Annotated in this window: 19 protein-coding genes, 2 tRNA genes, 3 rRNA genes and 2 pseudogenes; 11 read left to right on the top strand and 15 right to left on the bottom strand. The window is 59.8% G+C overall.

The features are described from left to right. Positions 1-98: 98 nt before the first annotated feature. From rrf to tyrS, 6 genes are all read right to left on the bottom strand, one after another. A 5S ribosomal RNA gene (gene rrf, locus THL1_RS03415) occupies positions 99-214 on the bottom strand. Positions 215-350: 136 nt separating this feature from the next. Then, a 23S ribosomal RNA gene (locus THL1_RS03410) occupies positions 351-3,241 on the bottom strand. Positions 3,242-3,468: 227 nt separating this feature from the next. After that, positions 3,469-3,544 (bottom strand) — tRNA-Ala (locus tag THL1_RS03405). Between the two features lie 32 nt (positions 3,545-3,576). Continuing rightward, a tRNA-Ile gene (locus THL1_RS03400) sits at positions 3,577-3,653 on the bottom strand. A gap of 65 nt (positions 3,654-3,718) precedes the next feature. Next, positions 3,719-5,255, bottom strand: a 16S ribosomal RNA gene (locus THL1_RS03395). Together the 16S, 23S and 5S rRNA genes with 2 tRNA genes alongside form the textbook arrangement of a ribosomal RNA operon. Positions 5,256-5,759: 504 nt before the next feature. Then, the gene (gene tyrS, locus THL1_RS03390; RefSeq protein ID WP_069081957.1) at positions 5,760-6,959 is read right to left on the bottom strand and encodes a tyrosine--tRNA ligase; all 1,200 of its coding nucleotides are present in this window, start codon (positions 6,957-6,959) and stop codon (positions 5,760-5,762) included. A gap of 184 nt (positions 6,960-7,143) precedes the next feature. On the opposite strand from tyrS, the gene THL1_RS03385 reads away from it, so the two are divergent. Beyond that, the gene (locus THL1_RS03385; protein WP_069081956.1) at positions 7,144-8,580 is read left to right on the top strand and encodes a peptidoglycan DD-metalloendopeptidase family protein; all 1,437 of its coding nucleotides are present in this window, start codon (positions 7,144-7,146) and stop codon (positions 8,578-8,580) included. Between the two features lie 4 nt (positions 8,581-8,584). After that, positions 8,585-9,676: an anhydro-N-acetylmuramic acid kinase gene (locus THL1_RS03380; RefSeq protein WP_069081955.1), complete on the top strand. Its 1,092-nt coding sequence runs from the start codon at positions 8,585-8,587 to the stop codon at positions 9,674-9,676. 57 nt (positions 9,677-9,733) lie between these two features. Here the strand turns inward: THL1_RS03380 and erpA are convergent, their stop codons facing one another. Together erpA and argC are read right to left on the bottom strand one after the other, a co-directional pair. Continuing rightward, complete coding sequence (gene erpA / locus THL1_RS03375) at positions 9,734-10,084, bottom strand: iron-sulfur cluster insertion protein ErpA (protein WP_028631048.1); 351 nt, start codon at positions 10,082-10,084, stop codon at positions 9,734-9,736. Positions 10,085-10,235: 151 nt separating this feature from the next. Next, positions 10,236-11,270 (bottom strand): N-acetyl-gamma-glutamyl-phosphate reductase, encoded by a 1,035-nt coding sequence (gene argC, locus THL1_RS03370; protein WP_069081954.1) that lies wholly within the window; start codon positions 11,268-11,270, stop codon positions 10,236-10,238. A gap of 134 nt (positions 11,271-11,404) precedes the next feature. Here argC and hemJ point away from each other — a divergent pair, with 134 nt between their 5' ends. The 4 genes from hemJ (at position 11,405) to THL1_RS03350 (ending at position 14,947) form a co-directional block, all read left to right on the top strand. Next, positions 11,405-11,830 (top strand): protoporphyrinogen oxidase HemJ, encoded by a 426-nt coding sequence (hemJ, locus tag THL1_RS03365; RefSeq protein WP_069081953.1) that lies wholly within the window; start codon positions 11,405-11,407, stop codon positions 11,828-11,830. A 20-nt stretch (positions 11,831-11,850) separates the two neighbouring features. Beyond that, positions 11,851-12,813, top strand: coding sequence for an NAD(P)H-dependent flavin oxidoreductase (locus tag THL1_RS03360; RefSeq protein WP_069081952.1), 963 nt, complete (start codon positions 11,851-11,853; stop codon positions 12,811-12,813). A 256-nt stretch (positions 12,814-13,069) separates the two neighbouring features. Next, on the top strand, positions 13,070-14,104 hold the full coding sequence (locus THL1_RS03355) for a DUF805 domain-containing protein (RefSeq protein ID WP_069081951.1): 1,035 nt from the start codon (positions 13,070-13,072) through the stop codon (positions 14,102-14,104). Positions 14,105-14,158: 54 nt separating this feature from the next. Next, entirely contained in the window at positions 14,159-14,947 is a 789-nt protein-coding gene (locus THL1_RS03350) for an SDR family NAD(P)-dependent oxidoreductase (RefSeq protein ID WP_069081950.1), read from the top strand. A gap of 6 nt (positions 14,948-14,953) precedes the next feature. Here THL1_RS03350 and THL1_RS03345 read toward each other — a convergent pair whose 3' ends face one another. Then, a complete protein-coding gene (locus tag THL1_RS03345) occupies positions 14,954-16,435 on the bottom strand; it encodes an AAA family ATPase (protein WP_069081949.1) in 1,482 nt (493 codons plus the stop codon). A 90-nt stretch (positions 16,436-16,525) separates the two neighbouring features. On the opposite strand from THL1_RS03345, the gene THL1_RS03340 reads away from it, so the two are divergent. Further along, a complete protein-coding gene (locus THL1_RS03340; protein ID WP_069081948.1) occupies positions 16,526-16,864 on the top strand; it encodes a histidine triad nucleotide-binding protein in 339 nt (112 codons plus the stop codon). A gap of 340 nt (positions 16,865-17,204) precedes the next feature. Then, the gene (coq7, locus tag THL1_RS03335) at positions 17,205-17,852 is read left to right on the top strand and encodes a 2-polyprenyl-3-methyl-6-methoxy-1,4-benzoquinone monooxygenase (RefSeq protein WP_069081947.1); all 648 of its coding nucleotides are present in this window, start codon (positions 17,205-17,207) and stop codon (positions 17,850-17,852) included. Between the two features lie 63 nt (positions 17,853-17,915). On the opposite strand, the gene speD is transcribed toward coq7, so the two are convergent. Further along, complete coding sequence (speD, locus tag THL1_RS03330; RefSeq protein ID WP_069081946.1) at positions 17,916-18,710, bottom strand: adenosylmethionine decarboxylase; 795 nt, start codon at positions 18,708-18,710, stop codon at positions 17,916-17,918. A 247-nt stretch (positions 18,711-18,957) separates the two neighbouring features. After that, on the bottom strand, positions 18,958-19,383 hold the full coding sequence (locus THL1_RS03325) for an OsmC family protein (protein ID WP_069081945.1): 426 nt from the start codon (positions 19,381-19,383) through the stop codon (positions 18,958-18,960). Positions 19,384-19,609: 226 nt separating this feature from the next. On the opposite strand from THL1_RS03325, the gene crp reads away from it, so the two are divergent. Beyond that, positions 19,610-20,254 (top strand): cAMP-activated global transcriptional regulator CRP, encoded by a 645-nt coding sequence (crp, locus tag THL1_RS03320; RefSeq protein WP_069081944.1) that lies wholly within the window; start codon positions 19,610-19,612, stop codon positions 20,252-20,254. 60 nt (positions 20,255-20,314) lie between these two features. Here crp and trpC read toward each other — a convergent pair whose 3' ends face one another. From trpC to THL1_RS03305, 3 genes are read right to left on the bottom strand one after another with little or no spacing between them, the layout of a single operon-like run. Continuing rightward, positions 20,315-21,151, bottom strand: coding sequence for an indole-3-glycerol phosphate synthase TrpC (gene trpC / locus THL1_RS03315; RefSeq protein WP_069081943.1), 837 nt, complete (start codon positions 21,149-21,151; stop codon positions 20,315-20,317). Continuing rightward, entirely contained in the window at positions 21,148-22,197 is a 1,050-nt protein-coding gene (gene trpD / locus THL1_RS03310) for an anthranilate phosphoribosyltransferase (protein ID WP_069081942.1), read from the bottom strand. Before trpD ends, trpC begins: the two co-directional genes overlap by 4 nt. Next, positions 22,197-22,790 carry an aminodeoxychorismate/anthranilate synthase component II gene (locus THL1_RS03305; RefSeq protein WP_069081941.1) on the bottom strand — a complete coding sequence of 198 codons (594 nt, stop codon included), beginning with the start codon at positions 22,788-22,790 and terminating at the stop codon, positions 22,197-22,199. Before THL1_RS03305 ends, trpD begins: the two co-directional genes overlap by 1 nt. 428 nt (positions 22,791-23,218) lie before the next feature. Between THL1_RS03305 and THL1_RS03300 the strand changes: the two are divergent. Then, a pseudogene (locus THL1_RS03300) lies at positions 23,219-23,599 on the top strand (transposase); the annotation flags it as partial. A 34-nt stretch (positions 23,600-23,633) separates the two neighbouring features. Here the strand turns inward: THL1_RS03300 and THL1_RS28765 are convergent. Continuing rightward, positions 23,634-23,798, bottom strand: a pseudogene (locus THL1_RS28765) (IS5/IS1182 family transposase); the annotation flags it as partial. A gap of 47 nt (positions 23,799-23,845) precedes the next feature. On the opposite strand from THL1_RS28765, the gene THL1_RS28760 reads away from it, so the two are divergent. Next, on the top strand, positions 23,846-24,211 hold the full coding sequence (locus THL1_RS28760; protein ID WP_335721736.1) for an IS3 family transposase: 366 nt from the start codon (positions 23,846-23,848) through the stop codon (positions 24,209-24,211). Positions 24,212-24,391: the final 180 nt, after the last annotated feature.

Raw genomic sequence — 24,391 nt, 5'->3', positions numbered from 1 at the left:
GCTACCGGTCTCTGCCCCCAGCAAAAAAGACCCGAGCTTTTCCGCGCACAAAGACAAACCCCCGAACCGCGTGAGCGGATCGGGGGTTTGGGATAGAAGCTTGACGATGACCTACTCTCACATGGAGAAGCTCCACACTACCATCGGCGATGCGTCGTTTCACTGCTGAGTTCGGGATGGGATCAGGTGGTTCCAACGCTCTATGGTCGTCAAGCAATTCGGTAGGGATCTCGTCGCGAGACGCGATCCCGAATCAGGTATGTGACAGTCTGGTTTTGCGGTTCAGGCCAATTTTCGGTCTGTCGACTTCACCCATCGCACCCACAATCACCAGATTGTTTGGGTGTTATATGGTCAAGCCTCACGGGCAATTAGTATGGGTTAGCTCAACGCCTCACAGCGCTTACACACCCCACCTATCAACGTCGTAGTCTTCGACGGCCCTTCAGGGGATTCAAGATCCCAGTGAGATCTCATCTTGAGGCGAGTTTCCCGCTTAGATGCTTTCAGCGGTTATCTCTTCCGAACATAGCTACCCGGCAATGCCACTGGCGTGACAACCGGAACACCAGAGGTTCGTCCACTCCGGTCCTCTCGTACTAGGAGCAGCCCCTCTCAAATCTCAAACGTCCACGGCAGATAGGGACCGAACTGTCTCACGACGTTCTAAACCCAGCTCGCGTACCACTTTAAATGGCGAACAGCCATACCCTTGGGACCGGCTTCAGCCCCAGGATGTGATGAGCCGACATCGAGGTGCCAAACACCGCCGTCGATATGAACTCTTGGGCGGTATCAGCCTGTTATCCCCGGAGTACCTTTTATCCGTTGAGCGATGGCCCTTCCATACAGAACCACCGGATCACTAAGACCTACTTTCGTACCTGCTCGACGTGTCTGTCTCGCAGTCAAGCGCGCTTTTGCCTTTATACTCTACGACCGATTTCCGACCGGTCTGAGCGCACCTTCGTACTCCTCCGTTACTCTTTAGGAGGAGACCGCCCCAGTCAAACTGCCCACCATACACTGTCCTCGATCCGGATGACGGACCAGAGTTAGAACCTCAAGCATGCCAGGGTGGTATTTCAAGGATGGCTCCACGAGAACTGGCGTCCTCGCTTCACAGCCTCCCACCTATCCTACACAAGCAGGCTCAAAGTCCAGTGCAAAGCTACAGTAAAGGTTCACGGGGTCTTTCCGTCTAGCCGCGGATACACTGCATCTTCACAGCGATTTCAATTTCACTGAGTCTCGGGTGGAGACAGCGCCGCCATCGTTACGCCATTCGTGCAGGTCGGAACTTACCCGACAAGGAATTTCGCTACCTTAGGACCGTTATAGTTACGGCCGCCGTTTACCGGGGCTTCGATCAAGAGCTTCGCTTGCGCTAACCCCATCAATTAACCTTCCGGCACCGGGCAGGCGTCACACCCTATACGTCCACTTTCGTGTTTGCAGAGTGCTGTGTTTTTAATAAACAGTCGCAGCGGCCTGGTATCTTCGACCGGCATGGGCTTACGCAGTAAATGCTTCACCCTCACCGGCGCACCTTCTCCCGAAGTTACGGTGCCATTTTGCCTAGTTCCTTCACCCGAGTTCTCTCAAGCGCCTTGGTATTCTCTACCCAACCACCTGTGTCGGTTTGGGGTACGGTTCCTAGTTACCTGAAGCTTAGAAGCTTTTCCTGGAAGCATGGCATCAACCACTTCGTGTTCTAAAAGAACACTCGTCATCAGCTCTCGGCCTTGAACACCCGGATTTGCCTAAGTGTTCGGCCTACCACCTTAAACTTGGACAACCAACGCCAAGCTGGCCTAGCCTTCTCCGTCCCTCCATCGCAGTAACTAGAAGTGCGGGAATATTAACCCGCTTCCCATCGACTACGCATTTCTGCCTCGCCTTAGGGGCCGACTCACCCTGCGTCGATTAACGTTGCGCAGGAACCCTTGGTCTTTCGGCGTGCGAGTTTTTCACTCGCATTGTCGTTACTCATGTCAGCATTCGCACTTCTGATACCTCCAGCAAGCTTCTCAACTCACCTTCACAGGCTTACAGAACGCTCCTCTACCGCTCGTCTTACGACGAACCCGTAGCTTCGGTGTCTAGTTTGAGCCCCGTTACATCTTCCGCGCAGGCCGACTCGACTAGTGAGCTATTACGCTTTCTTTAAAGGGTGGCTGCTTCTAAGCCAACCTCCTAGCTGTCTAAGCCTTCCCACATCGTTTCCCACTTAACTAGAACTTTGGGACCTTAGCTGACGGTCTGGGTTGTTTCCCTTTTCACGACGGACGTTAGCACCCGCCGTGTGTCTCCCACGCTGACACTTCCAGGTATTCGGAGTTTGCATCGGTTTGGTAAGTCGGGATGACCCCCTAGCCGAAACAGTGCTCTACCCCCTGGAGTGATACGTGAGGCGCTACCTAAATAGCTTTCGAGGAGAACCAGCTATCTCCGAGCTTGATTAGCCTTTCACTCCGATCCACAGGTCATCCGCTAACTTTTCAACGGTAGTCGGTTCGGTCCTCCAGTCAGTGTTACCTAACCTTCAACCTGCCCATGGATAGATCGCCCGGTTTCGGGTCTATACCCAGCGACTAAACGCCCTATTAAGACTCGCTTTCGCTACGCCTCCCCTATTCGGTTAAGCTCGCCACTGAATATAAGTCGCTGACCCATTATACAAAAGGTACGCAGTCACCTAACAATGTAGGCTCCCACTGCTTGTACGCATACGGTTTCAGGTTCTATTTCACTCCCCTCTCCGGGGTTCTTTTCGCCTTTCCCTCACGGTACTGGTTCACTATCGGTCAGTCAGTAGTATTTAGCCTTGGAGGATGGTCCCCCCATATTCAGACAAAGTTTCACGTGCTCCGTCCTACTCGATTTCACTTCCTGGACCCTTTCGCGTACGGGGCTATCACCCACTATGGCCGCACTTTCCAGAGCGTTCCGCTAAAATCCAAGAAGCTTAAGGGCTAATCCCCGTTCGCTCGCCACTACTAAGGGAATCTCGGTTGATTTCTATTCCTCAGGGTACTTAGATGTTTCAGTTCCCCTGGTTCGCCTCTTGCACCTATGGATTCAGTACAAGATACCTAGGTTATCCTAGGTGGGTTCCCCCATTCAGAGATCTCCGGATCAAAGTCTGTTTGCCGACTCCCCGAAGCTTATCGCAGGCTACCACGTCTTTCATCGCCTCTGACTGCCAAGGCATCCACCGTATGCGCTTCTTCACTTGACCATATAACCCCAAGCAATCTGCCTGTGAGCATGGCGGTGAAGACGACATTCGCCGAAAATTCGCGCTTGAACTCGCAAATTTTACCTTGAATCATTGAGTGCAGTGAAACACTCAACAAGTCACTTCTATCACATACCCGAATTTTTAAAGAACGATTCTGAAACAAAGTCCAGAATTCAATATCCCACAACGGATATTCAATTCTGAGCTCTTGGTCAGCCTGGAGATGGTGGAGCCAAGGAGGATCGAACTCCTGACCTCCTGCGTGCAAAGCAGGCGCTCTCCCAGCTGAGCTATGGCCCCAATGTCCAGCGGTCAGTCGACCCCGCGACAATTGGTGGGTCTGGGCAGATTCGAACTGCCGACCTCACCCTTATCAGGGGTGCGCTCTAACCAACTGAGCTACAGACCCAATCGCCTTCGCAATTGAATCAAGCAATTCGTGTGGGAACTTATGAAGAAGCTGATGTCTTCGATTAAGGAGGTGATCCAGCCGCAGGTTCCCCTACGGCTACCTTGTTACGACTTCACCCCAGTCATGAATCACTCCGTGGTAACCGTCCCCCTTGCGGTTAGACTAGCTACTTCTGGAGCAACCCACTCCCATGGTGTGACGGGCGGTGTGTACAAGGCCCGGGAACGTATTCACCGTGACATTCTGATTCACGATTACTAGCGATTCCGACTTCACGCAGTCGAGTTGCAGACTGCGATCCGGACTACGATCGGTTTTATGGGATTAGCTCCACCTCGCGGCTTGGCAACCCTTTGTACCGACCATTGTAGCACGTGTGTAGCCCTGGCCGTAAGGGCCATGATGACTTGACGTCATCCCCACCTTCCTCCGGTTTGTCACCGGCAGTCTCCTTAGAGTGCCCACCATAACGTGCTGGTAACTAAGGACAAGGGTTGCGCTCGTTACGGGACTTAACCCAACATCTCACGACACGAGCTGACGACAGCCATGCAGCACCTGTGTCTGAGTTCCCGAAGGCACCAATCCATCTCTGGAAAGTTCTCAGCATGTCAAGGCCAGGTAAGGTTCTTCGCGTTGCTTCGAATTAAACCACATGCTCCACCGCTTGTGCGGGCCCCCGTCAATTCATTTGAGTTTTAACCTTGCGGCCGTACTCCCCAGGCGGTCGACTTATCGCGTTAGCTGCGCCACTAAGATCTCAAGGATCCCAACGGCTAGTCGACATCGTTTACGGCGTGGACTACCAGGGTATCTAATCCTGTTTGCTCCCCACGCTTTCGCACCTCAGTGTCAGTATCAGTCCAGGTAGTCGCCTTCGCCACTGGTGTTCCTTCCTATATCTACGCATTTCACCGCTACACAGGAAATTCCACTACCCTCTACCGTACTCTAGCTCAGTAGTTTTGGAGGCAGTTCCCAGGTTGAGCCCGGGGATTTCACCTCCAACTTGCTGAACCACCTACGCGCGCTTTACGCCCAGTAATTCCGATTAACGCTTGCACCCTTCGTATTACCGCGGCTGCTGGCACGAAGTTAGCCGGTGCTTATTCTGTTGGTAACGTCAAAACAACCAGGTATTAACTGACTGCCCTTCCTCCCAACTTAAAGTGCTTTACAATCCGAAGACCTTCTTCACACACGCGGCATGGCTGGATCAGGCTTTCGCCCATTGTCCAATATTCCCCACTGCTGCCTCCCGTAGGAGTCTGGACCGTGTCTCAGTTCCAGTGTGACTGATCATCCTCTCAGACCAGTTACGGATCGTCGCCTTGGTGAGCCATTACCCCACCAACTAGCTAATCCGACCTAGGCTCATCTGATAGCGTGAGGTCCGAAGATCCCCCACTTTCTCCCGTAGGACGTATGCGGTATTAGCGTCCGTTTCCGAACGTTATCCCCCACTACCAGGCAGATTCCTAGGCATTACTCACCCGTCCGCCGCTCGCCGGCATCCCGAAGGACCCGCTGCCGCTCGACTTGCATGTGTTAGGCCTGCCGCCAGCGTTCAATCTGAGCCATGATCAAACTCTTCAGTTCAATACTGCTTGGGTTTTGAGAAAACCCTAAACTTGGCTCAGCAATCGCAAATAAACTCTCGAATTCACGAGTGTTACTTGTGATGCTGATAATCAGTTGACTATCAGGCTTACCTCACAAGCACCCACACGAATTGCTTGATTCAGTTGTTAAAGAGCGTTTCGATCAAGTCTTTCGTCTCAACCGAGGCCGCGCATTCTACCGCAGCCCTTCTTCCTGTCAAGCTGTTTTTCGAAAATTTCTTTTCTACTCAACCGCTTGCGCTGCCGATCCGAATCACTCTTCTCGTCAGCGGGAGGCGCATTCTACAGCGTTCAAACCCGCTGTCAACGCCTCCGCTCCCACTTCATTCGCCTGCGGCGAATCTTGCGAAGCGGAACCTCCCGCCACCTTCACCAAACATTCAACCCATTGATTTACAAGGAGTTTTGCTTGGCAACTGCGCCGGAAGTGGGGCGCATTATAGGGATGCAGAATCTGCCGTCAACACTTATTCGAACTTTTTTACTCTGCAACCAACGAGATGCGCGCAAAAGCCTTCTTGCCGGCCTGACAGACATGGGTAGCACCCAACTTGAACAGGAAACCACGATCGACCACCTGACCATCTACGCGCACGCCACCAGAGCCGAGCAGATCACGAGCGACTGCCGCGTTCTTTACCAAGCCAGCTTTATTAAGGACGGAAGCGATTGGCATATCCTCTGATGCAGACACCCGCACCTCCGGCAGGTCAAGCGGCAGCTCGCCTTCCTTCATACGATTGCCCGCAGAACGGTGCGCAGTGGCCGCAGCCTCCTCGCCATGGAAGCGAGCCACGATCTCCTCAGCCAGCTTGATCTTGATATCGCGAGGATTGGAACCTGCATCAACGTCACGCTTGAACTGCTCGATCTCCTCCATGGAACGGAAGCTCAGCAGTTCAAAGTAGCGCCACATCAACTGGTCCGGAATGGACACCAGCTTGTTGTACATGACGCCCGGCGCTTCCTGGATACCCACGTAGTTACCCAGGGACTTGGACATCTTCTTCACGCCATCCAAGCCTTCCAGCAATGGCATGGTCAGGATGCACTGAGACTCCTGCCCGTAGGCGCGCTGCAGCTCACGCCCCATGAGCAGGTTGAATTTCTGATCGGTGCCACCCAGCTCAACATCGGCACGCAACGCTACAGAGTCATACCCCTGGACCAGCGGATAGAGGAACTCATGAATGGCGATGGGCTGATTGGTGCTGTAGCGCTTATTGAAGTCGTCACGCTCGAGCATACGAGCAACGGTGTACTGCGACGCCAGGCGAATGAAGTCAGCTGGAGTCAGTTGGTCCATCCAGGTGGAGTTGAAGGCCACCTCGGTCTTCGCCGGGTCGAGGATTTTGAATACCTGAGCCTTGTAGGTCTCAGCGTTATCCAGGACCTGCTCGCGAGTCAGCGGCGGGCGAGTAGCGCTCTTGCCACTGGGATCGCCAATCATCCCGGTGAAGTCACCGATCAGGAAGATCACCTGATGCCCAAGCTCCTGAAACTGCCGCAGCTTATTAATAAGCACGGTATGCCCCAGGTGGAGATCGGGAGCGGTCGGATCGAAACCGGCCTTGATGCGCAGTGGCTGGCCACGTTTGAGCTTCTCGACCAGCTCGGACTCGACCAGAACCTCTTCCGCACCGCGCTTGATCAGCGCCAGCTGCTCTTCAACCGACTTCATGACAGGACTCGTTGACCGTTCGATAGACAAAGGGGAACCAACCATACAAGATCGCGAACTAATTACAAGTTTTGCGCCCAGCACCATGCCAGTCAGCGGAAGGCAGCACTCCAAGGTTGCCTAGGGCGGATTTTGATTATATTTTAGGCAGTTAGTTCACAATGCAAAACAAACACCACACGCCATGACGCATTCAGTACCCAAAGCGCCGCCGTACCCGAAGAGCCATTTGTTGGCTGCTAGCGGTGTGGCTGCGCTGCTCAGCCTGGCCCTGCTGGTGTTCCCGTCTCGCGAAGTCGAGGCGAAGAAGACCTACATCAACCTGGAGCTGGAAAACGGCTCGGAGATGGTGATTCAGGAGAAGGACGACCTTCGACCGGCTTCCGTCACCGGGGATGAGGGTATCTCGCCATTCACCAAGATCGAGAACCCAGCCGAGAACCACAACAGCGCCGGAAAAGACGCGGATAAGAAGCAAGAATCCAGCGACCTCGCCGCCAAGCAAGCGCCTACCGATCCCAGTCTCAAGACCGTGACCGTGGGTAATGGCGACACCTTGTCCACGGTGTTTGCCAAGGTCGGCCTTTCCGCGAACGTCCTGCACGACGTCCTGAACAGCAGCAAAAACGCAAAGCTACTCAGCCGCCTCAAGGTTGGCCAGAGTTTCGAATTCAAGCTGACTCCCAACGGTGAGCTCGAGAAGATCAGCACCAAGCTCAGCGGCCTCGAGAGCGTTCACCTGGAGAAGACATCCAAGGGTTACGCGTTCAAGCGTGATCTGATCAAGCCGGATCTGCGCTCGGCCTATGCCCGAGGCGTGATCGACAGCTCCCTGTTCCTCTCTGCCAAGCGCGCGGGCCTCTCCCACGACTTGACCATGGACCTGGCCAATATTTTCGGCTACGACATCGATTTCGCACTCGACATCCGCGAAGGCGATGAATTCGAAATGGTCTACGAAGAGAAGGTGGTTGAGGGCAAGAAGGTTGGCAGCGGGGAAATCCTCGCCGCACGCTTCACCAACCGTGGCAAGACGTTCACGGCCATCCGCTATGTGGACAAGCAGGGCACTGCAAGCTACCTACGCGGCGACGGCACTGCCATGCGCAAGGCCTTCATACGTACCCCGGTCGACTTTGCCCGCATCAGCTCACGCTTTTCCAACGGCCGCCGTCATCCAGTCCTGAACAAGATCCGCGCCCACAAGGGTGTGGATTACGCTGCTCCGCGTGGCACTCCCATCAAGGCGACCGGCGACGGCAAGATCGTTCTGGCAGGTCGACGCGGCGGTTATGGCAACGCGGTGATCATCCAGCACGGCAGCAAGTACAAGACCCTCTACGGCCACATGCAAGGCTTCGCCAAGGGCATCCGCACCGGTGGCAGCGTGAAGCAAGGGCAGATCATTGGCTACGTGGGCACTACGGGGCTCTCCACAGGACCACACTTGCACTACGAGTTCCAGGTGAACGGCGTGCATGTCGATCCGCTGGGCGTGAAGCTGCCGATGGCCGACCCGCTGATTGCCAGCGAGAAGAAGCGCTTCCTGCAAATGAGCCAGCCGTTGATGGCTCGCATGGATCAGGAAAAGGCCAGCATGCTGGCCCTGAACAAGCGCTGACCTCATGGCACGCTACCTGGGGGTGATGTCTGGAACCAGCCTTGACGGCCTGGACATCGCCCTGGTCGAACAGAAGGACGGCATCACCCTCCTGGATACTCACTACATCCCCATGCCCGGCCCGCTTCGCAACGAGCTGTTGGCACTTTGCGCATCGGGTCCAGACGAACTGGCCCGGGCGGCCCTGGCAGAGCAAGGCTGGGTTGAACTGGCCGCAGCTGGGATCAACGCCCTGCTGGTTCGCAACAATCTGGGAGCGAAGGATATCCGCGCCATCGGAAGCCACGGCCAGACCGTGCGCCACGAACCCGGTCGCGGCTTCACCATCCAGATAGGCAACCCTGCGCTGCTTGCCGAACTTACGAACATCACAGTGGTTGGCGATTTCCGTCGGCGTGACGTTGCGGCCGGCGGCCAAGGCGCGCCACTGGTTCCGGCCTTCCACGAGTCGCTGTTCGGCGATGCGGACAATCACCGCGCCGTGCTCAACGTAGGCGGTTTCAGCAACCTGAGCCTTATTGAGCCCGGCAACGCCGTTCACGGATTCGACTGCGGCCCCGGTAACGTGCTGCTGGATGCCTGGATTCACCTCCAGCGCGGAGACAGTTTCGACCGAAATGGTGACTGGGCCGCCACCGGCGCGGTACAGCAGCGCCTGCTGGACGCACTCTTCGGCGATGCGTTCTTCGCCACCCGCGGACCGAAAAGCACAGGCCGCGAGCTGTTCAACCTGAGCTGGCTGCAATCCCACCTGGCACGCCTGCCGATCTTCAAACCCGAAGACGTGCAAGCCACCCTTCTGGAACTCACGACCCGCAGCATCACCGACGCGCTCCGTGCGGCGCAGGCAAAGACCGATGATCTGCTGGTGTGCGGTGGCGGCGCCCACAACCGACAACTGATGCTGCGCCTGGCCGCCTTGCTGCCGGGTACCCGCGTCTGCAGCACGGCGGAATTCGGCGTGGATCCGGATTGGGTCGAAGCGATGGCCTTCGCCTGGCTGGCGCACTGCTGCCTGGAAGGCATTCCCACCAATCGCCCCAGCGTCACTGGCGCAAGAGGTTTGCGCATCCTCGGCGCAATCTACCCCGCCTGATGCACAAACGAAAACGCCGTGCCCTTGGGCACGGCGTTTCTGTGTTCGGACGCAGGATCAGATCGAGAAAGACGAACCGCAACCACAGGTGGTGGTGGCATTCGGGTTCTTGATCACGAAGCGAGACCCCTCGAGGCCTTCCTGGTAATCCACCTCGGCACCCGCCAGGTACTGGAAGCTCATCGGGTCGACCACCAGGCTGACGCCGTCGCGCTCGACGATAGTGTCGTCGTCCGCCACGTCTTCATCGAAGGTGAAGCCGTACTGGAAACCCGAGCAGCCTCCACCGGTGACGAAGACACGAAGCTTCAGGCGCGGATTGCCCTCTTCATCGATCAGGTTCTTCACCTTGCTGGCCGCGCCCTCGGTGAACATCAGGGCTGAAGGGGTGAAGGTTTCGACGCTCATGCTGCAACTCTCCCGGCTTGACGCCGCCATACTGCACTAGGGCGACGCATTATCCGCTTACCCTAGAAAACTGGTCAACTATTAAGCGATTCGACCCTGTCTATGGATCGAAGTGCGGCGCCGGCCCACGAATCACCGGCGCCACGAGGCATCACGGCAGCATGGCCGCGTGGGACAGGCCCAGGCGCTCTTCCAGGCCGAACATGATGTTCAGGTTCTGTACCGCCTGGCCGGACGCACCCTTGACCAGGTTGTCGATTACCGAGAGCACCACCACCAGATCGCCACCCTGGGGACGATGCACCGCGATACGGCAAACGTTGGCACCGCGCACGCTGCGGGTTTCCGGGTGGCTGCCCGCAGGCATCACATCGACGAACGGCTCGTTGGCATAACGTTTCTCGAACAGGGCCTGCAGGTCGACGCCTCTGTCCGCGACGTTGGCGTACAGGGTGGCATGAATGCCGCGGATCATCGGTGTCAGGTGCGGAACGAAAGTCAGCCCGACCGGGCCACCGGCAGCTCGACGTAGGCCCTGGCTGATTTCCGGCAGGTGGCGGTGCCCCTTCACCGAGTAGGCCATCATGCTCTCGCCCGCTTCGCAGAACAGCGAGCCCACCTTCGCACCGCGACCCGCACCACTGACGCCGGACTTGCAGTCAGCGATCAATTGGTGGGTATCGGCGAGACCGGCCTCCAGCAGTGGAATGAAACCGAGCTGGGTGGCCGTAGGGTAGCAGCCCGGCACGGCGATCAGGCGCGCGCCTTTGATGGCTTCGCGGTTGACTTCCGGCAGGCCGTAGACGGCTCCCGGCAGCAGGGCCGGAGCGCCATGGGGCTGACCGTACCACTTGGCCCACTCCTCGGCGTCCTGCAGACGGAAGTCGGCAGACAAGTCGATTACGCGAGTACCAGCATCCAGCAGCTCGCCGGCCAGAGCATGGGCGACACCATGGGGCGTGGCGAAGAAAACCACGTCGCAAGCACCCAGGGTAGCCACGTCCGGTACGCTGAACACGAGGTTGTCATAGTGGCCGCGCAGGTTCGGATACATGTCGGCGACTTTCACCCCGGCCTCGGATCGCGAGGTAATCACTGCGACCTCCGCCTGCGGATGCTGAGCCAACAGACGCAGCAGTTCGACACCGGTGTAGCCCGTGCCGCCGACGATTCCGACCTTGACCATCACTTGCCCCTCAAAGAACCGATTGGAAAGCTGCCGATAATAAGGCCGCATCGGCCAGGGGCCAACCGCCGAGGTGACGTGCGGCCCGTCGAGCCTCTACTATCCGGGCAATCTGCCTGATGGAAACCGTCCCCATGCTCTACCTGTGGCTCAAGGCCCTGCACATCATCGCCATCGTCTGCTGGTTCGCCGGCCTGTTCTACCTGCCGCGCCTTTTCGTCTACCACGCCTGTGCCGAGGACGAAACCAGCCGCGAACGGTTCAAGGTCATGGAGCGCAAGCTCTACCGGGGCATCATGGGCCCGTCGATGATCGCCACATTGGTTTTCGGCATCTGGATGCTCTATCTCAACCCGGGCTGGCTGAGCCAGGGCTGGCTGCACGCCAAGTTGACCGTCGTGGTACTGCTGATTGGCTACCACCATGCCTGCGGCTCGCTGCTCAAGCGCTTCGCTCGTGACGAGAACCGGCGAGGCCACGTGTTCTATCGCTGGTTCAATGAGGTTCCGGTGCTCTTCCTGATCGCCATCGTGATCCTGGTGGTGGTCAAGCCTTTCTGATCTGACAAGAGGAATGCCCGATGTCCCTGCCTGCCCTGCTCGATCAACGCCTGCGCTTGCCGGTCGTGGCTGCGCCTATGTTCCTGGTTTCCAACCCCAGGTTGGTCCTGGCCTGCTGCAATAACGGCATCGTCGGCAGCGTTCCCGCGCTGAACCAGCGAGAGAGCAGTGGGTTCAAGGCCTGGCTCGACGAAATCGAGTCGGGACTGGGTGCAGGCGCGGCCCCCTTCGCGGTCAATCTCATCGTCCACCACAGCAACCCGCGGCTGCAGGCGGACCTCGCAATCTGCGTCGAGAAGCGCGTCCCCATCGTCATCACCAGCCTGGGAGCCGTGAAGGAAGTGGTAGATGCCGTGCACAGTTACGGCGGACTGGTGTTTCACGACGTGACCACCCGCCGTCATGCGGAAAAAGCCGCCGAAGCCGGCGTAGACGGCCTGATCGCGGTGGCTGCAGGTGCTGGCGGCCATGCAGGCACCTGGAGCCCCTTCGCGTTGATTGCGGAAATCCGCCAGTTCTTCGACAAGACCCTGTTGCTGGCCGGCTGCCTCAACCACGGCCACGAAATCTTCGCGGCGCAGATGCTTGGCGCCGACCTGGCCTATCTGGGCACCCGTTTCATTGCCACCCAGCAAAGCGACGCCGAATCCCGCTACAAGCAGATGATCCTCGACGCCCGTGCCGCGGATATCATCCACACCCCGGCCGTTTCCGGTGTACCCGCAAGCTTCATGCGGCAGAGCCTGGAAGCGGCCGGATACGATCTCAAGCGCCTCACCGACAAGGCCGACATCAACTACGGTGAGAAGCTCAAACCCATCAGTGACGAAGCCAAGGCATGGAAGTCCGTCTGGTCCGCCGGACAGGGGGTGGGTAACATCCGCGACCTGCCGACCGTGACAGAGTTGGTCGCCCGCCTGGACCATGAGTACCGTGCGGCTCGCGACAAGGCCGGACAATTGAGCCAGCGCTGGGCACGATGAGGCGGCGCACCTTGCTCGGGCCCTGTGCACCTGCCGACCTCGGCCTGTGGCAACTGGATCTTCCCGCGCCCTGCGCAGTCGGAGAGTACACCGGGCCAGTTCGCTGCTGCTCCACGGTAGCCTGGTGGGTCGCTGGAGCCCCCTGCGACTGACCTGAAACCGGCGCATTTTTGTGCTCCAGGCCGCTTGTGCCGTGGCACGGAGCGCAATTACGCTGTGCCATCATGATCTTTCCGTCACCGACAAGGATGCCCGCATGACCGAAGCCCGCTACAAGATCGTCTTTGACGGAGAGCCCATGCCCGGTGTGGCACTGGACACCGTCAAGGAAAACCTCGCCCGACTGTTCAAAAGTGACGCCAGCAAAATCGACAGCCTGTTCGTCGGACGCAGTGTCGCCCTCAAACGGGACCTGGCGGAGGACGAAGCGGATAACTACCTCGCGGCCTTGCAGCGCGCCGGTGCCAAGGTGCGCAAGGAACAGGACAGGGTTGTCGGCCTCAGCCTGGAAGGCCATCCGGCCCCGGCCGCCCCCGGTGTCGCTGAAGCAGACGCTAGCGGCGGCAACACCATGAGCTGTCCGAAATGCGGCCACGAGCAACCCAAGGCACCCGAGTGTCAGGCTTGCGGGATCATCATCGACAAGTTCATCGCGCGCCAGGCCCAGTTGGCTGAGGAGGCCGCTGTAGTCAAAGCCTCCATCACAAGCAGTGAATCCGTCTCGCCTTACGCACCGCCCCAGGCTCAGGTTGGTGAACAATTACCGGAATTCGGTGAGCTGAAGGTCTTCGGCACCAGCGGTCGAATTGGTCGCGTGCGCTACCTCGGGTGGAGCATGGCGTTGATGCTCGCCTTCCTGCCGATCGGCGGCATCATCCTTGGCAGCTTTGCGCTGTCCGATGCCCTGGCCGGGCTGCTGACGATCGCGGCCTGCCTTGCGCTGGTCGTAGTCAGCGTGTGCATCGGCGTGCAGCGCCTGCACGACATGGGTTGGTCGGGCTGGCTCTGGCTGCTGAACTTCGCGCCCATCGTCGGCAGCGTTTTCGCCCTGCTGATGCTGTTCATGCCTGGCACCGATGGCCCCAACCGCTACGGTCCGCCACCGCCCCCGAACAGCCGTGCAGTGAAAGTGCTGGCCTGGCTGATCATTCTGGTCCCAGTAATCGGTATAGTCGCCGCCATTTCCATGCCGGCCTATCAGGACTACCTGACTCGCGCCCAGATGGGCGACGCCGCCAGCTTCGAGCAGCCGGCCGAAGCACCCGCCCTCGAAGGCGAGTCCGCCGAGTAAGCAACCTCCCGGGGCCGGCGTGTCCAACCCGGCCCTGATACGGAGAACCTCCAGATGCCTCGTTACGCCCTGATTACCGGAGCCTCCAGCGGTATTGGCCTGGCCCTGGCCGAGGCTCTGGCGCGTCGGGGGCGGCGCCTGCTGCTGGTGGCCCGACAGCGGGACGTTCTGGAAAGCATCGCCTGCGAGCTGACCCAACGTTTTGGCGTAGAGGTGCTGTTCCGTTACTGCGACCTGGCCGAACCGCTGCAAGTCTCCGGCATGTTGATGGACCTCGAACAGGGCGAATGGGAGATCGATCTGCTGGTGAACAATGCCGGCATCGGCAGCTCTGGCGCGTTCATCGACCAGGATTGGGGGCGCGAGCAGGAACTGATCGAAGTGAATATCCTCGCCCTCGCCCGGCTCTGCCACGGCATCGGCGGCCTGATGGTGCGCCAGGGTGGCGGGCAGATCCTCAACATCGCCTCGGTGGCGGGCTTTCAGCCCGGCGCCTGGATGAGCAACTACTACGCCAGCAAGGCTTACGTCCTGAACTTCTCCGAAGGCCTGCGCGAGGAACTGCGCCCGCGCGGCGTGAAGGTCTCGGTGCTGTGCCCCGGTCCGACCCGCACCGCCTTCTTCCGCAGCGCCCATTTGAACGTCGATCGGCTCGACGGCAGCAAACTGATGATGAGCCCCGAAGAAGTGGCGCTGGAAACCGTCCGCGCCCTGGAGAAGAACCGCGCCATCATCATCCCCGGATGGCGCAATCGGCTGGCCACCTTGCTTCCCCGCCTGGCCCCGCGCTGGCTGGTTCGCCGGCTGCTGGGACGTGTCATCCGCACCTTCGCCCAGCCCTGATCGATCTCAATCGGCCTTCACGCAACGGCCTTCCGCCCAGGCACGCAGGCTCGCCAACGGCTCGGCCATCAGCACCGAAAGCGGCGCCGTGCTTTTAAGCTCGCGCAGTAGAAGCGCCTGATCGGCTGGGCATTGCTGCGCCTGGGCCGCATAGAGCATTCCAACCACGGCCTGCTCGATCTCCGCACCCGAGAAGCCTTCGCTGGCCGCCGCCAGTTGATGGAGATCGAACTGCGCCGGGTCCAGTTCGCGGCGCCCCAGATGGATGCGGAAAATCTCGGTGCGAACCTCTCCTTGCGGCAGATCGACGAAAAAAAGCTCGTCGAAGCGCCCTTTTCGCAGCAGCTCCGGCGGCAGCCGGTCAATCGCGTTGGCTGTCGCCACCATGAATACCGGAGCGTTGCGCTCCTCCATCCAGGTCAGCAAGGTACCCAGCACCCGCTGACTGACCCCGCCGTCGTGGTCACCACTGGCCAGGCCCTTTTCAACCTCATCCATCCAGAGCACACAGGGCGCCATCTGCTCGGCAAGTTTCAGGGCTTCGCGCAGGTTGCGCTCGGTTTCGCCGAAGAACTTGTTGTACAGGCAGGCGAAGTCCAACCGCAGCAACGGCAGTCCCCACAGCCCCGCAACCGCCTTGGCCGCCAGGCTCTTGCCGCCCCCTTGAACGCCGACCAGCAGCACGCCCTTGGGACGGTCCACGCCCTTGGCGTCGAGCAGCGCCGCCTGGCGGTCGGCCAGCCAGCGCTTGAGATTGGCCAAGCCACCCACTTCGGCGAAGCGCGCGGTCTCATATTCGAAGCTGAGCACACCCTCCAGGTCCAGCAATTGGAACTTGGCCTTGTTCAGTTCCGGCAGGTCTTCCTGGGTGATCGCGCCGTCGTCGCAGATCACGTTGCGTGCCAGCGCGCGAGCCTCGCCGTGGCTCATGCCACGCAGGTTCTTCACCACCTGCTGCAAGGTGCGGTTATCAGTGCGAACCCGTGCGCCGCGATTGTGCTCGCTCCAGCGCGACGCTTCCTCGCGCACGATGCTAAGCAGTTCATCTTCACTGGGAAGAGCCAGATCGAAGCGCGCCGCATAGCGCTGCACTTCCGGCGGCAGTTTGAGGGCGTGGGACACCAGCACCAGCGTCGGCTTGTGGTTGCCCTCGGCCATGGCCACTTCCTTGAGCAGGCGCACCACCTTGGGGTTGTCATTCAGGAAGGGGTGCAAGTCGCACATGACATACAGGCTGAGCTGCGGATCGGCCTTGATCAGCTTGAGCGCGGTTTCCGCATCACGACTGTCACCCTCGCCCAGGCTTTCACCGCCGAAGCCCAGGCGCTGCAAGCCTTCACTGACCGCCCAGGTGAAGAGTCCGAGCCCGCGCTTGACCGCCAGACTGGTGAGGGTTTCCAGTACCCGCCGCTCATCCCAGGACTCGATCAGGATCAGCTTGACCCGCGAGTCCAGCACCAGTCCCAGGTCATGGATATCGTTCTTCACAGAGGCTCCTTGTGGGCGTCGGCCAGTGCTGGCCGGGGCATTCGCTCGCCGTTAAACTCGGGGGCTCTTATAACAGGCCGGAGAATTCCCGTGGACTGTCTGTTTTGCAAAATCGCCGCCGGGGAGATTCCTGCGCGCAAGCTCTATGAGGACGACCAGGTCGTCGCCTTCCACGACATTGGCCCGCAGGCCCCGGTGCACTTCCTGGTCATTCCGAAGAAGCACATTCCCACCCTTACCGACCTCACCGAATCGGACAAGGCGCTCGTCGGTCACATTGCCTACACCGCCCAGCGCCTGGCGATGGAACAGGGCTGCGACGAAGGTTTTCGCGTGGTGATGAATTGCAACGATCTGGGTGGCCAGACTGTCCACCACATCCACATGCATGTGCTCGGGCAGCGCCAGATGCACTGGCCACCGGGCTGACCGGACGCCACCGTCCAAGGCGAGAAGCCTCCCGCCCATCGCCCTGGACCTTGTACGAAAAGTCGTCGAGCGAAGGTCAGGCAAGGCGCAACGACCAACGGGAGTAACAGCCGAAGGCTGACCCGAAGGGCGAGCGCGAGCGAGTCAATCGGCCGAAGAAGCGCAGTTTACGCGTTGTAAATGAGCATTCTGATCGGACTCGCGCACGAGGCCGATTTCAACGCAGCATCACGCGCGAAGCCCGCAGGCACTTTTCGTACAGAGCCTGGGCCTGACGCCCGTCAAGCCATGGCCCACACCTTGGGTTAGAATGCCCGCCGGAATTCCACGGAGGTGCCGCATGGCCAGCGAACGTTCCTACTCCCCCGCCGACCGCTTGCTGCTGCAAGCTGATGCCGCGCTGCGCACCCTGCTGCCGTTCACCGGCCAGCCCTTCCGTCCGTCCCCCGCCGATGGCCAGCCCGATGCCGAACTCAAGTCAGAAGACGCCCGCCATATCGCCGGGCTGATGCGCATCAACCACACCGGAGAAGTTTGTGCCCAGGCGCTCTACCAGGGCCAGGCACTGACCGCCAAGTTGCCGGACGTGCGCTCCGCCATGGAGCACGCCGCCGAGGAAGAGATCGACCACCTCGCCTGGTGCGAACAGCGCATCCGCGAACTGGGCAGCCGCCCGAGCGTCCTCAACCCGATCTTCTATGGCCTGTCCTTTGGCGTCGGCGCCGTGGCCGGGATGATCAGCGACCGGGTCAGCCTGGGCTTCGTCGCCGCGACCGAGGATCAGGTGTGCAAACACCTCGACGAGCATCTTGAGCAACTGCCGGCCGAAGACGCCAAGTCCCGTGCCATTCTTGAGCAGATGCGTACCGACGAAGAGCAACACGCCACCAGCGCGCTGGAAGCCGGCGGCCTGCGCTTCCCGGCCCCGGTGAAGTTCGGCATGACTTTGCTCTCCAAGGTCATGACCAAGACCACCTATCGGGTCTGAACCCCGCACATGAAAAAGGGCGCCTTCTCAGGCGCCCTTTTTCGTTTCCCGCTGCGGACCGCCTCAGTGAGGCACGTTCCGCGCGTAGAAGATTTCCAGCATCTCGTGACGCACACGCGTTTCGACTTCCTTGCGCTGCTCGGCAGTCAGGTTGCGGGTCGCATCGCCGAACAGGTAATTGTCCAGTTCGAAGTCCTTGAGCAGCATCTTAGTGTGGAACATGTTCTCCTGGTACACGTTGACGTCCGTCATCTGATAGGCGTCCTGGGTGTCATTGGAGAGGTAGTTCTGGATCGAGTTGATCTCGTGGTCGATGAAGTGCTTCTTGCCTTCCACATCACGGGTGAAACCGCGTACGCGGTAGTCGACAGTGACGATGTCCGAGTCGAACTGATGGATGAGGTAGTTCAGCGCCTTCAGCGGGGAAATCACGCCGCAGGTAGAGACATCAATGTCCACGCGGAAAGTGGCGATACCCGACACCGGATGGATTTCCGGGTAGGTGTGAACGGTGATGTGACTCTTGTCGAGGTGCGCCAGGATGGTTTCCGGCAGCGGACCTGGAGACTCCTCGATCTGGCTGTCGGTGGGGGTCACCGGCTGCTCGGAGATCAGGATGGTCACGCTCGCACCCTGGGGATCGTAATCCTGGCGGGCAATATTGAGGATGTTGGCACCTATGATGTCGACCACGTCGGTGAGGATCTGGGTCAGGCGCTCGGCGTCGTACTCTTCGTCGATGTACTGGACGTAGGCCTGCTGGTCCTCGGGGGTCTCTGCGTAGCAGATGTCATAGATGTTGAAGCTCAAGGTCTTCGTCAGGTTGTTGAACCCGTGGAGCTTGAGTTTGCTTTTCACCGTTGAGAGCTCTCTGTGCATATGCGGCTCTGCCGCGTGGTTGAGCATGCCCGTCAGAAGCGCACGACACTTCTGCGTAGGACGGTTTACACCTCTTCGCGTTGGCGATTGTGGTCGTAGGTTCGGGGCCCGACGCCCCGGAAATTGGAAGGGGGCGAATTATGCAGACGACGGGCGCCATCTGCCAGAGTTTGCCGTGCAAATATGATGGCCGGATGTCTTCAGACGACCGGCCATCGGAGCCGGGTCAGGCGCTCAGCTCGACAATCTCATAGTCATGCGTGATCTCAACGCCGGCGCGGCCGAGCATGATCGAGGCCGAGCAGTACTTCTCCGCGGACAACTCCACCGCACGCTTGACCTGGGCCTCCTTGAGGCCGCGGCCTTTCACCACGAAGTGCACGTGGATCTTGGTGAAGACCTTGGGGTCCTCATCGGCGCGCTCGGCGTCGAGGAAGGCTTCACAGCTTTCCACCGGCTGGCGGGATTTTTTCAGGATGCTCACCACGTCGAAGTTGGTGCAGCCGCCGAGGCCGAGCAGCAGCATTTCCATCGGGCGCACGCCCAGGTTGCGACCACCGGACTCGGGCGGGCCATCCATCACGACCGCGTGGCCACTGCCGGACTCGCCAAGGAACAGGGCTTCGCCTGCCCATTGGATGCGTGCTTTCATCGCCTGGAACTCCGCTCGGAAAAAGGTGCGGTAGCTTATCACAGCGCCTTTTCCACGCCGGGCCCGAAATACTTCCCGGACAGGTGTTAGGTGCGTCGCAAAATCACATTGTCGAATCAGGGGCCTCTGTTAAGCTGGCGCCGGATTACTGGCACACTTAGCCAGACAACTATTAGAAAATTGCCTGTTGGACAAAGGCTTACCTTCTCTTTTTCGGGACTCGGGCATGGTCGCAATCACCCTTACACCAAAAATAAAGAGCCTGGACAAACTACTCGCGCATTGTCACCGCCGCCGTTATACGGCCAAGAGCACCATCATCTACGCGGGCGATCGCTGCGAAACTCTCTTCTTCATCATCAAGGGCTCCGTCACCATCCTGATCGAAGATGACGATGGCCGGGAAATGATCATCGCCTACCTCAATGCCGGGGACTTCTTCGGCGAGATGGGCCTGTTCGACAAGGAAGGCTCCGAGAAGGAACGTAGCGCCTGGGTCCGCGCCAAGACCGAGTGCGAAGTGGCGGAACTGAGCTACGCCAAGTTCCGCGAGCTGACCCAGCAGGATCCTGAAATCCTCTACGCCCTGGGTAGCCAGATGGCCGACCGCCTGCGCAACACCACGCGCAAGGTGGGCGACCTGGCGTTCCTCGACGTAACCGGTCGCGTGGCCCGCACGCTGCTGGACCTGTGCAAGCAGCCCGATGCCATGACCCATCCGGACGGCATGCAGATCAAGATCACCCGCCAGGAAATCGGCCGCATCGTCGGCTGCTCCCGTGAGATGGTCGGCCGCGTACTCAAGAGCCTGGAAGAACAAGGCCTAGTGCATGTGAAGGGCAAGACGATGGTGGTCTTCGGCACCCGCTGAGGCCACACACGAAAAAGCCGGCGCAAGCCGGCTTTTTCGTGTCCGAAGCAAAGACCCGGGTCAGTCGGGATCGATACCCGCCACCACGCGATTGCGCTCGGGGAAGAACAGTCGGCCCAGCTCGACGCCCGGTTCCTCGGCGCGCATGAACGCCTCGCCCACCAGGAACGCGTAAACACCACTGACTTCCATCAGCTCCACGTCGGCGCGATTGAGAATGCCGCTCTCGGTGATCACCAGGCGATCGCGCGGAATGCGCGGCAGCAGGTCGAGGGTGTTTTCCAGGCTGACCTCGAAGGTGTGCAGGTTACGGTTGTTGATGCCCACCAGCGGGGTATCCAGGCAGTTCAGCGCGCGGTCCAGTTCGTCACCGTCATGCACTTCCACCAGCACATCGAGCCCGACGTCCTTGGCCGTGGCGGCCAGCTCCTTCATGTGGACGTCATCCAGAGCGGAAACGATCAGCAGGATGCAGTCGGCACCAATGGCGCGGGCTTCGACCACCTGGTAGGGATCGACCAGGAAGTCCTTGCGGATCACCGGCAGCGAGCAGGCCGCACGGGCCTCCTGCAGGTAAGCATCGGCACCCTGGAAGAAATCGATATCGGTCAGTACCGACAGGCACGCCGCGCCGCCGGCTTCGTAGCTCTTGGCGATCTGTGCCGGCAGGAAGTTCTCGCGCAACACGCCCTTGCTCGGCGACGCTTTCTTCACCTCGGCGATCACCGCCGGCTCGTAGCGTTCGGCACGCTCCAGCAGCGCGCGGGCGAAGCCGCGAGGGGCATCGGCGGTGCGTGCCAGGGCTTCGAGCTCAGCCAGGGAAACGCGGGCGCGACGTTCGACCACTTCCTCGGCCTTGCGCGCCAGGATTTTCTCAAGAACGGTTGGGATGCTCACGCTTCATTCTCCACTCGGAACACCGCGGTAAAGGAGGCCAGCTCGTCCAGCTTCTCGCGGGCGAGGCCTGTGTGCAGGGCATCCTGGGCCAGGCTCACGCCTTCTTTCAGGCTGGAAGCCAAATCAGCGGCATAAAGCGCTGCGCCGGCGTTCAGCACGATCATGTCGGCAGCCTTCTGGCCATTCTCGGTCTTGCGCCGGCCGAGTGCATCGCGGATCAATTCCAGCGACTCCTGCGGGCTGCCCACGGTCAGGCCGATCAGACTCTGGCTCTTGATGCCGAAGTCCTCGGGCTGGATCTGGTACTCGGTCACTTCGCCGTTTTTCAGCTCAGCGACGTGGGTTGGCGCAGCGAGGCTCACCTCATCCAGGCCGTCACGGGAATGCACGACGAGGATGTGCTCGCTGCCCAGGCGCTTGAGCACCTCGGCCAGCGGGCGGCACAGGGCCTGGCTGAACACGCCGACCACCTGGTGTTTCACCCCGGCCGGATTCGTAAGCGGGCCAAGCATGTTGAACAGGGTGCGCAGACCCAGCTCACGGCGCGGGCCGGCGGCGTATTTCATGGCCTTGTGGTGGACCTGGGCGAACATGAAGCCGACGCCGATGCTTTCGATGCAACGCGCCACCTGCTCCGGCTTGAGGTCGAGGTAGATGCCGGCGGCTTCCAGCACATCGGCGCTGCCGGTCTTGCCGGACACCGCGCGGTTGCCATGCTTGGCCACCTTGCCACCTGCCGCTGCGACCACGAAGGTGGCGGCCGAGGAGACGTTGAAGATGTTGGCGCCATCGCCACCGGTGCCCACCACGTCGACCACATGGTTGAGACTGGAGAGCTCCACGCGGGTGGCCAGCTCACGCATGACCGAAACGGCACCGACGATCTCCTCGATAGTTTCGCTCTTCATGCGCATGCCCATGAGGAAAGCGCCGATCTGCGCGTCAGTGCATTGACCGGTCATGATCAGGCGCATCACGTCCTGCATTTCTTCAGTGGTCAGGTCCAATTGGTTGACCACCCGGTTCAGGGCTTCCTTGATGTCCATCAGCGCGCTCCACCGGTCTGTTTGAGGAAGTTGGCCAGCAGTTCATGGCCCTGTTCGGTAAGGATGGACTCCGGATGGAATTGCACACCCTCAATGTTCAGCGTTTTGTGACGCAGCCCCATGATCTCGTCCACCGAGCCGTCTGCATGCTGGGTCCAGGCGGTGACTTCCAGCTCGTCGGGCAGGGTATCCAGCTTTACCACCAGGGAATGGTAGCGGGTGACGGTCAGCGGGTGGTTCAGTCCTTCGAACACACCCTGGTCCTTATGGAACACCGGGCTGGTCTTGCCGTGCATGGCCTGGCGCGCGCGGACCACGTCGCCACCGAAGGCCTGGCCAATGCTCTGGTGGCCCAGGCAGACGCCAAGGATCGGCAGCTTGCCGGCGAAGTGGCGGATCACCTCCAGCGACACGCCCGCCTCGTTGGGCGTGCAGGGGCCGGGGGAGACCACAATGCGTTCGGGGTTCAGCGCCTCGATCTCGGCGATGGAGAGCTCGTCGTTGCGGATCACATGCACATCCGCGCCCAGCTCACCGAGGTACTGCACCACGTTGTAGGTAAAGGAATCGTAGTTGTCGATCATCAGCAGCATATGCGGATTAACCTCTTGATTTTACTGAGCACTCAACCCAATCACCAGATTTGATACCCGCTTAGATACCCGCTTTTCCTTTGGATACCCCTGCGTCGACGATCGTGAAGCGCCCGCACTAAAGCCGGGATTCTCGCATGTATCGCGCTGCAGCAGAAATGCCTGGCCAAGTGCTGCTGAAGAGGGACACACATGCCCCCGACTGACCACTGGCACCGCAGGCAGCTGTAAGGTGCGGACAACCTTCTCGTGAGACAGACCGGCCTCAAGCTTGAGGCGCAGACATTCTTTGATGTTTCGCACGGCTAGTCGCGGCGCCGCCATCCCTCGTCTCCCGAAATCGGGCGAGGGAGGCGGTCACGTCAGGTCATGCGCAATGAAGGGGAAGGTTTTCGCTAAGCCGTGACTGACCATGTCGGTAAGCCGCGATCCACCTGGCGGTCGATGCGCACGGTTTACCTGTGGCTTTCGAGATTGCCGGAGGCGACGTCAACGACTGTACAGCGGCCCCCGCACTGATTGCACAGCTACCGTCTGCCGAGGTAATTGTGGCGGACAAGGGCTATGACATTGAGCGCATCCGCGAACAGATCGCGGTGCAAGGGGCCCGACCGGTGATACCCAGGAAGCGCAACTCGATCAAGGGCAATGCCGGTCTGGACCGGGGACCGTATCGCTACCGACATCTGGTCGAGAACGCCTTTACGCGGCGCAATTACCGGCCTGTGGCGTTCCGCCATGACAAGCTGAAGCGGAATTACGAAAGCCTGGTAGCCATGGCCTGCGGCTTCCTCTGGCTACCCATGTGAAACGTCAACAGCCCCTAAGAGGGTGTAGACAAAATCATGTAGTGAGCCGGCGCGCGAGTATGCGTGCCTCGGCCAGCCACACCCACGCCTCGCTCACGGCGAGCAGTCGGTCGTGGTGCATGATCAGTCGCCGAGCCCTCTCATTCCAGGCATGAGTCCGCTCCACCACCCAACGCTTGGGCATAACCACGAAGCCGGTCGGGGCGCCGACACGCGGCGGGTCTTTGTGGCCATCGCTCTTTCCTTATTGCGACCGGGGATGCACGCCGCGCTGGAGATGGCCGTTGCACGCTGTCAGCGACAAGCGGAGGTGCTGCTGCACTCGGATCGCGCCCAATACTGCGCCTACGACTATCAAGCCTTGCTTCGGCGACATCGAATCGTGCCAGCCATTCACGTCCGGGGAACTGCTGGGACAACGCCGCGATGGAGAGCTTCTTCCGTTCGCTGAAGGCCGAGCGGGTGTACCTGATGCGCTATGCCAGCTACCAAGAGGCGAAAACCGACCTGTTCGACTACATCCGCTTTTACAATCACCGCCGTCGCCACACGACGCAGGGCTATCTCAGTCCGATGGAGTTTGAGCGGCGCTATTCGAGCAGTAACTCTTAACTACCTGTCCACCAGCTCCGGGACAGACCAATAAGCGCCCACAGGCCGCGGCGTCAAACTAAGAACCGGACCAGGAACGTAGGGCGGCGGTCAGCACGCGATTGCTGGTCCAAGCCGAGCGGCATCTTGAAGGTGGTCGGTAGCCAGGCTGCTCCACAGCGCTCTCCCGATAACGCAAGA

Origin of the sequence: Pseudomonas sp. TCU-HL1, assembly GCF_001708505.1 — a bacterium.
Lineage (GTDB): Bacteria > Pseudomonadota > Gammaproteobacteria > Pseudomonadales > Pseudomonadaceae > Metapseudomonas.
Note: the sequence above shows the minus strand (reverse complement) of the source record. Positions and strands in the feature narration are given on the sequence as shown.

Bases quoted from the DNA above. Each gene is read 5' to 3' on its own strand.
- tyrS (WP_069081957.1), bottom strand. From the start codon at position 6,959: ATGAAGTCGGTTGAAGAGCAGCTGGCGCTGATCAAGCGCGGTGCGGAA.
- THL1_RS03385 (WP_069081956.1), top strand. From the start codon at position 7,144: ATGACGCATTCAGTACCCAAAGCGCCGCCGTACCCGAAGAGCCATTTG.
- THL1_RS03380 (WP_069081955.1), top strand. From the start codon at position 8,585: ATGGCACGCTACCTGGGGGTGATGTCTGGAACCAGCCTTGACGGCCTG.
- erpA (WP_028631048.1), bottom strand. From the start codon at position 10,084: ATGAGCGTCGAAACCTTCACCCCTTCAGCCCTGATGTTCACCGAGGGC.
- argC (WP_069081954.1), bottom strand. From the start codon at position 11,270: ATGGTCAAGGTCGGAATCGTCGGCGGCACGGGCTACACCGGTGTCGAA.
- hemJ (WP_069081953.1), top strand. From the start codon at position 11,405: ATGCTCTACCTGTGGCTCAAGGCCCTGCACATCATCGCCATCGTCTGC.
- THL1_RS03360 (WP_069081952.1), top strand. From the start codon at position 11,851: ATGTCCCTGCCTGCCCTGCTCGATCAACGCCTGCGCTTGCCGGTCGTG.
- THL1_RS03355 (WP_069081951.1), top strand. From the start codon at position 13,070: ATGACCGAAGCCCGCTACAAGATCGTCTTTGACGGAGAGCCCATGCCC.
- THL1_RS03350 (WP_069081950.1), top strand. From the start codon at position 14,159: ATGCCTCGTTACGCCCTGATTACCGGAGCCTCCAGCGGTATTGGCCTG.
- coq7 (WP_069081947.1), top strand. From the start codon at position 17,205: ATGGCCAGCGAACGTTCCTACTCCCCCGCCGACCGCTTGCTGCTGCAA.
- THL1_RS03325 (WP_069081945.1), bottom strand. From the start codon at position 19,383: ATGAAAGCACGCATCCAATGGGCAGGCGAAGCCCTGTTCCTTGGCGAG.
- crp (WP_069081944.1), top strand. From the start codon at position 19,610: ATGGTCGCAATCACCCTTACACCAAAAATAAAGAGCCTGGACAAACTA.
- trpD (WP_069081942.1), bottom strand. From the start codon at position 22,197: ATGGACATCAAGGAAGCCCTGAACCGGGTGGTCAACCAATTGGACCTG.
- THL1_RS03305 (WP_069081941.1), bottom strand. From the start codon at position 22,790: ATGCTGCTGATGATCGACAACTACGATTCCTTTACCTACAACGTGGTG.